The following is a 10,843-nucleotide window of genomic DNA, read 5'->3' as shown; positions in this document are numbered from 1 at the left end:
CGTGACGCCTGCCGCCGTATATCGCCATTTCGAGGGGCGTGAGGATCTGATCGCCGAGGCCGCCCGGCAAGGATACGAGATCTTCGCGGACCTCATGCAATATGCCTATGACAGCGGCCAACCCTCGGCCCTAGCCGCGTTCGAGGCCACGGGCCGCGCCTATCTGGCCTTTGCGCGCAAATATCCAGGGCACTACATTTCGATGTTCGAAAGCGGGATTTCCGTGAACCGCACACCGGAACTGGCCCAAGCGGCCACCCGCGCGCGCGGCGTGCTGGAACTGGCTGCCACCGATCTCTCCAAACACATCCCCGAAGACAAACGCCCCCCGGCGTCGATGTTTTCCGCCCATATCTGGGCGATGAGCCACGGCGTGGTCGAACTGTTCGCCCGCAACTCTCCCGGGACCCAATCCCCCTTCCCGCCCGAGGATCTCTTGGAAACCGGCATCGGCATCTATCTGCGCGGGCTGGGATTGATCCGCCCGGACGAGTGATTGGCCCGCCCCTCATAATCGTGTTGAAAGAAATCCATTTGCACAAAACCGGGCTTGCTGCCAAACGGGCACATGCATGCATTCAAGGAAAAAACCATGACAGACGCATTGTCGGAAATGCTCGCCACCCATGACGTGATCCTCGCGGATGGGGCGACAGGCACGAACCTGTTCAACATGGGGCTGATGTCCGGCGACGCGCCCGAGCTGTGGAACACCGATGAACCCGCCAAGATCCGCGCCCTCTATCAGGGATCGGTCGATGCGGGCAGCGATCTGTTTCTGACGAACACCTTTGGCGGCAACGCCTCGCGCCTCAAGCTGCACGACGCGCATAAGCGCGTGCGTGAGCTGAACCGCGTGGGTGCCGAACTGGGCCGCGAAGTGGCCGACAAGGCGGGCCGCAAGATCGTGGTCGCCGGATCGGTTGGCCCCACGGGCGAGATCATGGAGCCTGTGGGCAGCCTCAGCCACGAGCTGGCGGTCGAGATGTTTCACGAACAGGCCGATGGTCTGAAAGAAGGTGGCGCGGATGTGGCCTGGCTCGAGACGATCTCGGCCCCCGAAGAATACCGCGCGGCGGCAGAGGCCTTTGCGCTGGCGGGCATGAACTGGGTCGGCACAATGAGTTTCGACACCGCAGGCCGCACGATGATGGGCGTGACCTCGGACGGGATGGTGAAACTGGTCGAAGACCTGCCCAACCCGCCGCTGGCCTTCGGGGCCAATTGCGGCACCGGTGCGTCGGATCTGTTGCGCACGGTTCTGGGCTTTGCCGCTCAGGGCACAGAACGGCCCATCGTGGCCAAGGGAAATGCGGGCATCCCGAAATATGTCGATGGCCATATCCATTACGACGGCACGCCGGAACTGATGGCCGATTACGCCGAGATGGCCCGCAATTCCGGCGCAAAGATCGTCGGCGGCTGCTGTGGCACCATGCCCGACCACCTGCGCCTGATGCGCGAGGCGCTGGACACACGTCCCAAGGGGGCCGCCCCCGCGCTGGAAGAGATCGTGGCCAAGCTGGGCGCATTCTCCTCGGCCAGCGACGGCACAGGCGATGACGAGGGGGCGCCGCAACGCGAACGTCGGGGACGGCGCCGCCGCGGCTGAGCGCGCGCAAGCGACGGCTGTTGTATTGGGGTATTTTGAGCCAGAAAGAAGCAGCAACACGCTCTCTGGCTTCTTTCTGGCCCCAAATACTCCCGGAGCGCGAGGCAGAGCCTCGCAAATACCCCCTATGCCTTTGCGCGTTGAAGCATGCCGAACAGATCGCGCGGATCATCCGGATCGGCCAACAGGTCCAGATCGTGGTAAAGCCCCGTGCCCTCCAGCTGGTCGCACACGTAACGCAGGGCGCTGAAATCCTCGATGGCAAAGCCCACACTGTCAAAAAGCGTGATCTGGCTGGCGGACGTCCGGCCCGGCGCCTGCCCCGTCATCACCTGCCAAAGCTCGGTCACGGGAAAATCGGGATCCATCTGCTGGATTTCCCCCTCAACCCGCGTCTGGGGCGGGTATTCCACGAAGACATCCGACCGCGTCAGGATACCGGGGGCCAATTCGGTCTTGCCCGGGCAATCGCCGCCGATCGCGTTGATATGCACGCCGGGGCCGACCATGTTGTCGCTGAGGATCGTGGCATAGGCCTTGTCAGCCGTGCATGTGGTGATGATCTCAGCGCCCTCCATCGCCTCTTCGGCGGACGCGCAGGCCACGACCTGCAGGCCCGAACCGGTCAGGTTGCGCACGGCCTTTTCGGTGGCCGCCGGGTCGATATCCCACATCTGGACGCGTTCAATTCCGGCAATCGCCTGCATCGCAAGGCTTTGGAATTCCGATTGCGCACCGTTGCCGATCATGGCCATCGTCTTGGCCCCCTTCGGCGCGAGGTATTTCGCGACAAGGCCGGATGTCGCCGCCGTGCGCATCGCCGTCAGCATGGTCATTTCCGACAAGAGCACCGGATATCCCGTGCCCACATCCGCCAAAAGCCCAAAGGCCGTGACCGTCTGCAGCCCGTCGCGGGTGTTCTTGGGGTGGCCGTTGACGTATTTGAAACCATAGACCTCCCCATCCGAGGTGGGCATCAGCTCGATCACCCCTTCCGCGGAATGGGAGGCCACGCGCGGGGTTTTGTCGAAAAGCTCCCAGCGTTTGAAATCGGCTTCGATATAGTCGGCCAATCCCTTCAGCATCTCATGCACGCCAATGCGATGGATCAGCTGCATCATATGATCGACCGACACGAAGGGCACCAATGCCTTGTCTGATGGTTGCATGGTCGCGCCCTCCTTATGCATAGGCCCGTGTGGGCCGGTCAAACACCCGCCGCCCGAAGGCCGAGGCGCAGAGATCCACCATCACCTGGGCCGTCCGCCCGCGTTCATCCAGAAACGGGTTCAGCTCTACCAGATCCATCGAGGTCATCAGCCCGCTGTCATGGATCATCTCCATCACCAGATGGCCCTCACGGATCGTGGCGCCTCCGGGCACTGTGGTGCCCACAGCGGGCGCGATCTGCGGATCAAGGAAATCCACGTCCAGGCTGACATGCAGCAGACCGTTGGCCTCCCGCACGCGCTCCAGAAAAGCCGCCAAAGGCTGGGCGATCCCGGTCTCGTCGATCTCGCGCATGTCGTGGCGGTGGATGGCGGTGGGCTCCAGCATCGCGCGTTCGGCCGCATCGACCGAGCGCAGGCCGATCATGCAGACGTTCTCAGCCGCGACCGGAGCCGTGAGTTCCGGAAAACCCGCAAAGCCGCCGCGCCCTGTGACATAGGCCACCGGCGTGCCATGCAGATTGCCGCTTTCGCTGGTTTCGGGTGTGTGGAAGTCGGAATGCGCGTCAAGCCATAGCACGAATTGCGGGCGTCCCACGGTCGCTGCGTGGCGCGCCACACCTGCGACCGACCCCAAAGACAATGCGTGATCGCCGCCCAGAAAGACCGGCACGCCCTTGGCGGCGGCTTCCTCGCCCGCGCGCACCAGACGGTGCGTCCAGCCGATGGTTTCGTTCAGCGCATGGACCTTGGCATCGGGCGCGTCGGGGCGGTGATCGGCAGGGCTCAGGTTGCCCCAATCTTTGACTTTATGGCCCAGATCGCTGAGCGCGCGCGCCAGACCCGCAGTGCGATAGGCATCGGGCCCCATCAGGCAGCCCGCCCGGCGCTTGCCGCTGTCCACGGGGGCGCCAATCAGAATGATATCGGACATGTTTCAACTCGGAATGTTCAGGATCAGGTCCAGATATCTGATCGATTTGCGTTGCTTTTAACCCCTCATTTTGCTCAAATCGCCTTATGATTGATCATAACGAATAACACTTATGGACAAAACGGACGAACGCCTGATCGCAGCGCTGCGCCGCAATGCACGCGCGTCGCTGTCGGATCTGGCGCAGGAACTGGGGCTGTCGCGCACCACGGTGCGGGTGCGGCTGGACCGGCTTCAGCAGACCGGCGATATCCTGGGCTTTTCGGTGGTGCTGCGCGAAGATACGCTGCGCGATCCGGTGCGCGGACTGATGATGCTGGGCATCGAAGGGCGCGGCACAGATCGGATCGTGCGGCAGTTGCAGGGCCTCAGCGAGGTGCGCGCGGTCCATTCCACCAACGGCCGCTGGGACCTGATCGTGGAACTGGGCACCGAAACGCTGGAGGCGCTGGATGGCGCGCTCAGCAAAATCCGCAAATTCGACGGGGTCGCCACCAGCGAGACGTCCCTGTTACTCAGCACACGGAAAGCCGGGTGACGGACGCAGCGGACAGGCCGCACCGCGTTCAATCATAGGCCTGTCCGTTCAACCAGTCTTCGGACGGCATCTCCCCCACCCGGCCATTCCACCCGCGCCCCTCCAGAATGACACGGCCCTGCCCCGATGACACCTCCACCCGATCCAGGGAATTGATGATCAGTCTGCCTTCACCGCCGCCCGGCCAAAGATGCGGCAGGACAGCGTCGGTCATCATGTGATCGTCGAAACACTCATAAAGCGCCTGACCATGCTGCAACGCATGCTCAAGCGAGCCGTAGTCAAAGACGGAAAACGCTGTCGGCTCATCCCCGTCTTCTGCGTCGATACGTTTGAATTCGGCGGCCTGCCTCGCAAACATCTCTGAAAACCGCGCAAGGAACTCTTCCCGGGAAAACACCATCGCATAATGGAAAATCTGGTTCGGTTGGAACCGGGACATCTGGCCGTAATTCAGCCCGTTGTTCCAGCCGATCAATTTTGGGTCGGTCTGTTTGGCGTCGACATATAGTCTCATAAATTCCCGCTTATCGAGGTGCCGTCGCGGTGGCAACGGCCTGACAGGTTTCAGACTAGGGCCGGTGACTGCGATCCGGAAGGTCTGTTTCTGTTTCCCGACCCGGACCGCTCCGGATGAAACGCCGACAGCCCTTACACCGTCCGCGCCGCCTTCACCCACAGCGCGGCCAGCACCAGTGCCACAACCGCGTTCCAGCTGGCCATGGACAGGCCCAGCATCTCCCACGGAACCTCGTCGCAGCGCACCAGAGGTGCCGCCATGATCTGGTTGAACAGGTCGCCCGAACTCATCGACCCGATATCGCCGCCCGAACAGGTCGTGGGGCCTTCCCACCAGTCGCGTTCGACCCCGGTGTGGTAAATCCCGATCCCCGCCGTGGTCAGCGCCGCCAGCGCGCCCAGCCAGGCAAAAGCCGTGCCGCCCAAAGCCAGCGCCAGAAAACCCAGCGCGATCGCCACCGCATGTGGCCAGCGTTGCCAGATGCACAAGGCGCAGGGCGCCATGCCGCCGATATGCTGAAACGCAAACGCCCCCAGCAGCAATGCCGCAGATCCGCCCGCGGCGAGGATCACATAAAACTGTCGTGTCATAGCAGTCCCACTGCAAAAAATCCGCCCACCAGCAAAAAGATGAACAATGTGAACATCAAGCCCAGACGCCGTTCGATAAAGTCGCGGATGGGCGCGCCGTATTTCCACAGAAGCCCCGCCACGATGAAAAACCGCAGGCCCCGCGCCAGGATCGATGTGGCGATGAAGGTGCCCAGGGGCATGCCGGTCCAGCCGGACATGATCGTGATGACCTTATAGGGGAACGGCGTCACCCCTGCCGTCAGCACCGCCCAGAAGCCGAAATCGTTGAAACGGGTGTTGAACGCCTCGATCGCGTCGCCTTTGCCCAAAGCCTCCAGCACGGGTTGTCCGATGCTGTCATAGGCGAAATACCCGATGGCATAACCCAGCATGCCGCCCAGCACCGATGACACCAAAGCCACAGCAGCAATCAGCCAGGCGCGATGGGGCGCGGCAAGTATCATAGGGATCATCAGAACATCGGGCGGGATCGGAAAGACCGAGCTTTCGATGAACGCCACAAAGGCCAGAACCCACAACGCACGTGGATGATCGGCCATCGAGATGGTCCAGTCGTACAGCTTGCGGATCATATGCCTGCCTTTGCCTCGTCAGGCCGGGTCAAGCACGGGCAGGCTCAGGCGTCAAGCTCGGCATCCCAATAAAGGAAATCCATCCAGCTTTCGTGCAGGTAATTGGGCGGGAATTTCCGGCCCATGTTGCGCAATTCCTCTGCGCCTGGCTGGCGCGGGGGTTTGCGCAGCGCAAGCCCCGATTGATGCAGCGATTTCGACCCTTTGCGCAGGTTACACGGCGCACAGGCGGCCACCACGTTCTGCCAACTGGTCACGCCCCCGCTGGCGCGCGGCACCACATGGTCAAAGGTCAGTTCGCCCTTGGCGCCGCAATACTGGCAGCGGAATTCGTCCCTCAGAAATAAATTAAAGCGCGTGAAGGCCACGCGCTTTTGAGGTTTGACATAGTCTTTCAGAACGACGACCGAGGGGATCCTGATCTCCGTACTGGGAGATCTGACCACCTCGTCATATTCGGCCACGATATCCACCCGGTCCAGCCAGGCCGCCTTGATCGCATCCTGCCAGGTCCACAGCGACAGCGGGTAATAGGATAAGGGGCGGTAATCGGCATTCAGCACCAGCGCGGGATGCTGCTTTAACGCCCCGGGTTCGCGTACAAATTCCGTCCTGAAATCGCCGTCCATGTTCGAGTCCACCCTCGCCCTGTCTGCCCGTTTCTCCTGGCACCAAGGCGGGGTTCCCCGCCCCAGCTTATCCACAACTATATATCGTAGCCTTAATGCGGCAAGCCCCATTATGTGCATGTTTGCCGCAGGCGTAAAATAGCGCTGTAACGTGCCTATGACATAAGCAGCGGCCTTGCGGCAGCGCGCCGATTGGGGCAAGCGTGATGCCCATGACCCAGCTGATTGCCTTCAACAAACCCTATGACGTGCTGTCGCAATTCACCGACAAGGGCACCGAAGGCTCCCCGCGCCGGACCTTGTCGGATTTCATCGACGTCAAAGGCGTTTACCCGGCAGGCCGTCTTGATCGCGACAGCGAAGGGCTCTTGCTGCTCACCGATGACGGCAAGCTGCAGGCCCAGATCTCGAACCCGCGCTTCAAACTGCCCAAGACCTATCTTGCACAGGTCGAAGGGATCCCGGACGCCGCCGCCCTGAAAGCGCTGCAACAGGGCGTCACGCTGAAAGACGGGCGCACCAAACCCGCAAAGGCCCGGATCATCGGCGCACCCGATTGGCTCTGGCCCCGCACGCCGCCCATCCGCGTGCGCCAATCCATCCCCGACACCTGGATCGAACTGACCATCACCGAAGGCCGCAACCGCCAGGTCCGCCGGATGACCGCCCATGTGGGCCATCCCACGCTCAGGCTGATCCGCTGGGCCATCGGGCCATACACGCTGGCAAACATTCCCACAGGCACATGGCAGCATGTCTCGCCCGACACGCTCCGGCGCGGGCGGCGGCCCTGACGCACCCGTCTTCTTCTCTTTTCAAATACCGGCGGGGGTGAATTGGCCCCTGGGCCAAGAGGGGGCAGCGCCCCCTGCCCCGGTCAGAGGCTCAGCTTGTCGCGCATGAAAGCGAGCGCCACGCTCAACCCGTCGGGCGCGATGCCATGGGCGGTGCCCTTCATGATATGGGCATAGACCTCCTTGAAGCCCGCCTCCTGCAACGCCTCGGCCGCCTGCGGCAGCGATTGCGGCGGCACCACGTCATCGGCATCCCCATGCACCAGAAGGATCGGCATGCGGCTGACCACATCATCGGCCAGCAGGTCAGGCTCCAGCAGCCGGCCCGAAAAGGCCACCACGCCGGCCACCGGGTCTTCGCGGCGCGGGGCCACATGCAGCGACATCATTGTGCCCTGCGAAAAGCCGAACAGAACCACCTGTTCGGGCAGCACGTCTTCATCGACCATCAGCGCATCCAGAAAGGCGTTCAGATCATCCACCGCCGCCGCCATGCCGCGCGCGGCCTCTTCTTCGGACGACCCGTCGATCCAGGGGATGGGAAACCACTGATACCCCCAGGGCATGCCGGGGATCTGTTCGGGCGCGTCGGGGGCCACGAACAGCGTATCGGGCAGATGTTCGCCCAGCGGATCGGCCAGGCCCAGAAGATCGGCCCCATTCGCGCCATAGCCATGCAGGAACACCACGACCGACCGGGTGCTGCCCGATTGGGGGTCCTTGCGCAATGCATTGAGTACTCGTGTCATCGGATGCCTTCCCTGTCTTTCGCCACGCGGTAATAGGCCCAGAGCAGCCGCGCGGCAACCGATCGCCAGGGCGACCAGTCTTCGGCCATAGCGCGCAGCGCCCGGTCCTTCGGTCTTTCGGGCAGATCAAAAAGGATGCGGGCGGCTTCTTGCAAGGCCAGATCGCCCGGCGCGAAGACATCGGCGCGGCCCAGGCTGAACATCGCGTAAATTTCCGCCGTCCAGATGCCGATGCCGGGCACCGTGACAAGGGTGGCGATCACCTCGTCGGTGGGGGCCTCGCGCAGCGCACGGTAATCGATGCGCGCGGCGGCCAGTTCGCGAGCATAGCGGATTTTCTGGCGCGACAGGCCGACGGCGCGCAGATCCTCGTCGCTGGCCCACATGATCTTGCGAGGCCCCGTCAGACCGGCCGCGCGCATCCGCCCCCAGATTGCATTGGCCGAAGCCACGCTGACCTGCTGGCTGACAATCGCCGAGAGAAGCTGTGCGAAGCCGTCCGGTTTCAGCCTGAGCGGGAGGGGGCCTGTTTCGGCAAGCGCGCGGGCAAAGCGCGGGTCGGACTGCGCGAGCCAGGCCGCCCCTTCCGCCACGCAGGCGTCGGACCGGATCACCCGACCTATGGGCATGTCCGGTCCACCCATTCAAGCGCGCCGGCCACATCACGCACCAGCGGCGCGCCGGAGGGCTCCGGACGGCGCAGCAGGATCACGTCCATATCCAGCGCGCGGGCGGCCTCCAGCTTGGTGCGGCTGACGCTGCCGCCGGCGTTCTTGCAGATCAGACCATCAAGGTGAAGATCCTCGAACAGCCGGTATTCGTGTTCGACGGAAAACGGCCCGCGCCCCGGCACGAGGCAGATATGCGGCAGATCTTCGGGCGGCGTGGTGCCGCTGAGGCTGCGGAAAAAGAACCTGCGATCTGTCGCGCCGCGAAACGCGGCCCAGCTTTCCAGCCCGGTGGTGACGAAATGGCGCGAGCCGGGTTTGGTCAGCGCCACGGCCTCTTCCGGCGTTGCCACCTCGGTCCAGCGATCGCCCGGCCCCGGCTCCCATTCAGGCCGGTCAAGCTGGAGATAGGGCAGACCCATCTCGTTGCAGATGCGCCAGCTGCGTGCGGAGACGCGCGCGGCGAAAGGATGGGTGGCATCGAGCACCGCCGTGATGCCGTGCTCTTTCAGGAAGGCGCGGAACCCTTCCTCGCCGCCAAAGCCGCCATGGCGTGTGGGCACCGGCAAGGGCCCGGACCAATGATCAGTGACAAAGAGAGATGCTGTGACCCGCAGCGGGCCGCCGGCCAGGCTTTGGGCCAGCTTGCGCGCCTCGCCTGAGCCCGCCAGCAACAGAAGATGAGGCACGGTCGTCATGGGCCGGACCTTACGCCGCGGCCTCGCAGACGCAAGTGGCTTGTGTCGCCCGATATTCAGGTTTAAGCCGTTCACATGACAACAATCGACGATACCAAAGCCAAGCGCAACGTGGCCGTTCTGGTTGCCGCGCAGGCCTTTCTTGGATCTCAGATCACGATGATTTTCGTGATCGGCGGGCTGGCTGGGCAACAGCTGACGCCCATTGCGTGTCTTGCCACTTTGCCGATCTCGCTGATTGTGTTCGGGTCCATGACCACCGCACCCTGGCTGAGCGCGGTGATGCAGCGCTTTGGCCGCCGCACCGGCTTCATGATGGGTGCGCTTGGCGGGTTCGTGGGGGCCGGTATCTCGGGCTATGCGCTGACGCTTGAGAATTTCTGGCTGTTCGTCGCAGGCAGTTACCTGACCGGTATCTATATGTCCGCGCAGGGGTTTTACCGCTTTGCCGCCGCCGACACCGCGTCGGAGGCGTTCCGGCCCAAGGCGATTTCCTATGTGATGGCGGGCGGTCTTCTGTCGGCCATTATCGGCCCGCAGCTGGTGTCCTATCTGACCAGCGGGTCGGCCGATGCGACCGTGATGCGGTTCTTCCCGGCCTATCTGGCGGCAATGGCGCTGAACGTGGTTGGGGTTGCGCTGTTTTTCCTGCTGGATATTCCCAAACCGCCGGTTCCCTCTGTGGACGCGCCCAGGGGCCGGTCGCGCAAAGAGCTGCTGATGACCCCGCGCATCGCGGTGGCGGTGATCTGTGCCATGGTGTCTTACGCGCTGATGAACCTGGTGATGACGTCCACACCGCTGGCGGTGGTGGCCTGCGGTTTCGCGGTGGCCGATGCGTCGAACGTGGTGACTGCCCATGTGCTGGCGATGTTCGCGCCGTCTTTCTTCACCGGCCATCTGATCGCGCGTTTCGGCGTCGAAAAGATCGTGGGCACGGGTCTGGCCATTCTGGCCGCCGCGGGCGTTGTTGCGCTGAACGGGGTTGAGCTGGGCAATTTCTTCATCGCGCTGGTGCTTCTTGGGATCGGGTGGAATTTCGGCTTTATCGGCGCGACCACAATGCTGGCCGGGGCCCATGCGCCCCATGAACGCGGCCGGGTGCAGGGCATGAACGACCTGATCGTCTTTGGTGGCGTGACGGTGGCCTCGCTGGCCTCGGGCGGGCTGATGAACTGTTCGGGCAGCACCCCGGTCGAGGGGTGGACAGCGGTGAACCTGGCGATGGTGCCCTTGCTGACGCTGGCGGGCGGGTCGCTGATCTGGCTGGTGATGCGTCCGAAATCGGCAGAGGCTTAAGGGCTGCGCTGTATCATCGGCGCTGCGCCTGGGGCCCGCGTTGTGTTCCGTATTTTCAGCAAGAAGAA

General features: G+C 63.3%; 14 protein-coding genes. 5 read left to right on the top strand and 9 right to left on the bottom strand.

Annotated elements, in window-relative coordinates:
• Positions 1-496: TetR/AcrR family transcriptional regulator (locus TR61_RS14945; protein ID WP_050931328.1), on the top strand; the 496-nt coding region annotated here is incomplete at its 5' end.
• Between the two features lie 96 nt (positions 497-592).
• A complete protein-coding gene (gene bmt, locus TR61_RS14940) occupies positions 593-1,612 on the top strand; it encodes a betaine--homocysteine S-methyltransferase (RefSeq protein WP_050931331.1) in 1,020 nt (339 codons plus the stop codon).
• A gap of 125 nt (positions 1,613-1,737) precedes the next feature.
• Here the strand turns inward: bmt and TR61_RS14935 are convergent, their stop codons facing one another.
• A complete protein-coding gene (locus tag TR61_RS14935; protein WP_050931327.1) occupies positions 1,738-2,781 on the bottom strand; it encodes an ornithine cyclodeaminase in 1,044 nt (347 codons plus the stop codon).
• A gap of 13 nt (positions 2,782-2,794) precedes the next feature.
• On the bottom strand, positions 2,795-3,715 hold the full coding sequence (gene rocF, locus TR61_RS14930) for an arginase (protein ID WP_050931326.1): 921 nt from the start codon (positions 3,713-3,715) through the stop codon (positions 2,795-2,797).
• 112 nt (positions 3,716-3,827) lie between these two features.
• On the opposite strand from rocF, the gene TR61_RS14925 reads away from it, so the two are divergent.
• Positions 3,828-4,253, top strand: coding sequence for an Lrp/AsnC family transcriptional regulator (locus tag TR61_RS14925; RefSeq protein ID WP_050931325.1), 426 nt, complete (start codon positions 3,828-3,830; stop codon positions 4,251-4,253).
• A 28-nt stretch (positions 4,254-4,281) separates the two neighbouring features.
• Here TR61_RS14925 and TR61_RS14920 read toward each other — a convergent pair whose 3' ends face one another.
• The 4 genes from TR61_RS14920 to TR61_RS14905 form a co-directional block, all read right to left on the bottom strand.
• Positions 4,282-4,770 carry a hypothetical protein gene (locus tag TR61_RS14920; protein ID WP_050931324.1) on the bottom strand — a complete coding sequence of 163 codons (489 nt, stop codon included), beginning with the start codon at positions 4,768-4,770 and terminating at the stop codon, positions 4,282-4,284.
• 134 nt (positions 4,771-4,904) lie between these two features.
• Positions 4,905-5,363 (bottom strand): disulfide bond formation protein B, encoded by a 459-nt coding sequence (locus TR61_RS14915; protein ID WP_050931323.1) that lies wholly within the window; start codon positions 5,361-5,363, stop codon positions 4,905-4,907.
• Positions 5,360-5,938, bottom strand: coding sequence for a YqaA family protein (locus TR61_RS14910; RefSeq protein ID WP_050931322.1), 579 nt, complete (start codon positions 5,936-5,938; stop codon positions 5,360-5,362). The genes TR61_RS14915 and TR61_RS14910 overlap by 4 nt, the downstream gene beginning before the upstream one ends.
• 44 nt (positions 5,939-5,982) lie before the next feature.
• Positions 5,983-6,567, bottom strand: coding sequence for an HNH endonuclease (locus TR61_RS14905; RefSeq protein ID WP_050931321.1), 585 nt, complete (start codon positions 6,565-6,567; stop codon positions 5,983-5,985).
• A 212-nt stretch (positions 6,568-6,779) separates the two neighbouring features.
• On the opposite strand from TR61_RS14905, the gene TR61_RS14900 reads away from it, so the two are divergent.
• Positions 6,780-7,361, top strand: a complete 582-nt coding sequence (locus TR61_RS14900; RefSeq protein ID WP_050931320.1) for an rRNA large subunit pseudouridine synthase E — start codon at positions 6,780-6,782, stop codon at positions 7,359-7,361.
• Between the two features lie 83 nt (positions 7,362-7,444).
• On the opposite strand, the gene TR61_RS14895 is transcribed toward TR61_RS14900, so the two are convergent.
• Genes TR61_RS14895 through TR61_RS14885 form a run of 3 tightly spaced genes read right to left on the bottom strand, consistent with a single transcriptional unit; the run spans position 7,445 to position 9,476 of the window.
• Complete coding sequence (locus TR61_RS14895) at positions 7,445-8,110, bottom strand: alpha/beta hydrolase (RefSeq protein WP_050931319.1); 666 nt, start codon at positions 8,108-8,110, stop codon at positions 7,445-7,447.
• The gene (locus TR61_RS14890) at positions 8,107-8,739 is read right to left on the bottom strand and encodes a DNA-3-methyladenine glycosylase family protein (RefSeq protein WP_050931318.1); all 633 of its coding nucleotides are present in this window, start codon (positions 8,737-8,739) and stop codon (positions 8,107-8,109) included. Before TR61_RS14890 ends, TR61_RS14895 begins: the two co-directional genes overlap by 4 nt.
• Positions 8,730-9,476: a precorrin-6A/cobalt-precorrin-6A reductase gene (locus TR61_RS14885; RefSeq protein WP_050931317.1), complete on the bottom strand. Its 747-nt coding sequence runs from the start codon at positions 9,474-9,476 to the stop codon at positions 8,730-8,732. Before TR61_RS14885 ends, TR61_RS14890 begins: the two co-directional genes overlap by 10 nt.
• Before the next feature lie 75 nt (positions 9,477-9,551).
• Here TR61_RS14885 and TR61_RS14880 point away from each other — a divergent pair, with 75 nt between their 5' ends.
• Positions 9,552-10,775 carry an MFS transporter gene (locus TR61_RS14880; RefSeq protein ID WP_050931316.1) on the top strand — a complete coding sequence of 408 codons (1,224 nt, stop codon included), beginning with the start codon at positions 9,552-9,554 and terminating at the stop codon, positions 10,773-10,775.
• Positions 10,776-10,843 lie beyond the last annotated feature (68 nt).

This window comes from Aestuariivita boseongensis (genome assembly GCF_001262635.1).
In the GTDB taxonomy this organism is placed as follows: Bacteria; Pseudomonadota; Alphaproteobacteria; order Rhodobacterales; family Rhodobacteraceae; genus Aestuariivita; species Aestuariivita boseongensis.
Note: the sequence above shows the minus strand (reverse complement) of the source record. Positions and strands in the feature narration are given on the sequence as shown.

Bases quoted from the DNA above. Each gene is read 5' to 3' on its own strand.
- rocF (WP_050931326.1), bottom strand. From the start codon at position 3,715: ATGTCCGATATCATTCTGATTGGCGCCCCCGTGGACAGCGGCAAGCGC.
- TR61_RS14880 (WP_050931316.1), top strand. From the start codon at position 9,552: ATGACAACAATCGACGATACCAAAGCCAAGCGCAACGTGGCCGTTCTG.
- TR61_RS14890 (WP_050931318.1), bottom strand. From the start codon at position 8,739: ATGCCCATAGGTCGGGTGATCCGGTCCGACGCCTGCGTGGCGGAAGGG.
- TR61_RS14920 (WP_050931324.1), bottom strand. From the start codon at position 4,770: ATGAGACTATATGTCGACGCCAAACAGACCGACCCAAAATTGATCGGC.
- TR61_RS14935 (WP_050931327.1), bottom strand. From the start codon at position 2,781: ATGCAACCATCAGACAAGGCATTGGTGCCCTTCGTGTCGGTCGATCAT.
- TR61_RS14885 (WP_050931317.1), bottom strand. From the start codon at position 9,476: ATGACGACCGTGCCTCATCTTCTGTTGCTGGCGGGCTCAGGCGAGGCG.
- TR61_RS14900 (WP_050931320.1), top strand. From the start codon at position 6,780: ATGACCCAGCTGATTGCCTTCAACAAACCCTATGACGTGCTGTCGCAA.
- TR61_RS14905 (WP_050931321.1), bottom strand. From the start codon at position 6,567: ATGGACGGCGATTTCAGGACGGAATTTGTACGCGAACCCGGGGCGTTA.
- TR61_RS14915 (WP_050931323.1), bottom strand. From the start codon at position 5,363: ATGACACGACAGTTTTATGTGATCCTCGCCGCGGGCGGATCTGCGGCA.
- TR61_RS14895 (WP_050931319.1), bottom strand. From the start codon at position 8,110: ATGACACGAGTACTCAATGCATTGCGCAAGGACCCCCAATCGGGCAGC.
- TR61_RS14910 (WP_050931322.1), bottom strand. From the start codon at position 5,938: ATGATCCGCAAGCTGTACGACTGGACCATCTCGATGGCCGATCATCCA.
- TR61_RS14925 (WP_050931325.1), top strand. From the start codon at position 3,828: ATGGACAAAACGGACGAACGCCTGATCGCAGCGCTGCGCCGCAATGCA.
- bmt (WP_050931331.1), top strand. From the start codon at position 593: ATGACAGACGCATTGTCGGAAATGCTCGCCACCCATGACGTGATCCTC.